Source organism: Micromonospora marincola (genome assembly GCF_056150385.1).
In genome coordinates this window covers 1-1,053 of the sequence record NZ_JAXCFT010000053.1, presented here as the reverse complement: position 1 = coordinate 1,053, position 1,053 = coordinate 1, and the positions used below count along the sequence as shown (strand labels likewise).

Here is a 1,053-nt window from a genome sequence, read left to right as displayed (position 1 = left end):
CCCTCTAGGGCCTGTGTCGAAGTCGGTGCGAGGGCTTGAGCTGTTGGGTGAGGATCTTGGCGTGTCGGTGTTCGAGATGTAGCGAGGTCTCCGGTATCTGGTTCAGCGACCAAGCAGAACCCGAACACCGGAGACCTCGTGGACACCCTAGCGGTGACGAGGCGGCATGACCTGACCGACGCACAGTGGGCGGCGCTGGAGCCGTTGCTGCCCGCGGGGCGTAGGCCGGGTCGGCCGTCGACATGGACGAAACGGCAGCTCATTGATGGGATCCGGTGGCGGACACGGGTTGGCGCCCCGTGGCGGGACGTCCCGGAGTGTTACGGGTCCTGGGCGGCGGCGTACGCGCTGTTCCGGCGCTGGCAGCGCGATGGGACCTGGGCGAAGATCCTGACCGCGTTACAGGCCCTGGCTGACGGAGCCGGACGCGTCGTCTGGGCCGTGTCGGTGGACTCGACGGTCGCCCGAGCGCATCAGCATGCCGCCGGAGCGCGTAAAAGGGGGATCTGCAGACCGAGCCGCCGGGCGGGGTCACGGTCGAACCGGACGATCACGCGCTCGGTCGCTCCCGGGGCGGCCTGACCACGAAAGTGCACCTGGCGTGTGAGCAGGGGCAGAAGCCGCTGTCGATCGTGTTGACCGCCGGGCAGCGCGGGGACAGCCCACAGTTCATCCCGGTGCTCGACGGGATCCGGGTGCCCCGCCTCGGCGGCGGCCGGCCCAGGACCCGCCCGGACCGGGTCCTGGCCGACAAGGCGTACACGTCGAAGGCCAACCGCCGCTACCTGCGCCGACGTGGAATCAGGGCGACGATCCCGTCGAAGGCCGACCAGGACGCGAACCGGCGTAAGAAGGGGTCCAAGGGCGGCCGGCCACCGGCCTTCGACCCACAGCGGTACCAGCAGCGTCACGCCGTGGAGTGCGGCATCAACCGCCTCAAACGCCACCGCTCCGTGGCCACCCGCTTCGACAAACTCGCCGTGCGCTACGAGGCCACCGTGCACATCGCCGCCATCAACGAATGGCTGTGACCGACTTCGACACAGGCCCTAG

Annotated in this window: 1 protein-coding gene; it reads left to right on the top strand. The window is 69.3% G+C overall.

Annotation, left to right across the window (positions count from 1 at the left end):
• The first annotated feature begins 153 nt into the window (after positions 1–153).
• Positions 154–1,031 (top strand): IS5 family transposase gene (locus SM450_RS31010; protein ID WP_474623325.1). Its coding sequence is split into 2 segments (ribosomal slippage): positions 154–547 and positions 547–1,031, totalling 879 coding nucleotides; the frame shifts between segments, so codons are not numbered across the junction.
• The last annotated feature ends 22 nt before the right edge of the window (positions 1,032–1,053 follow it).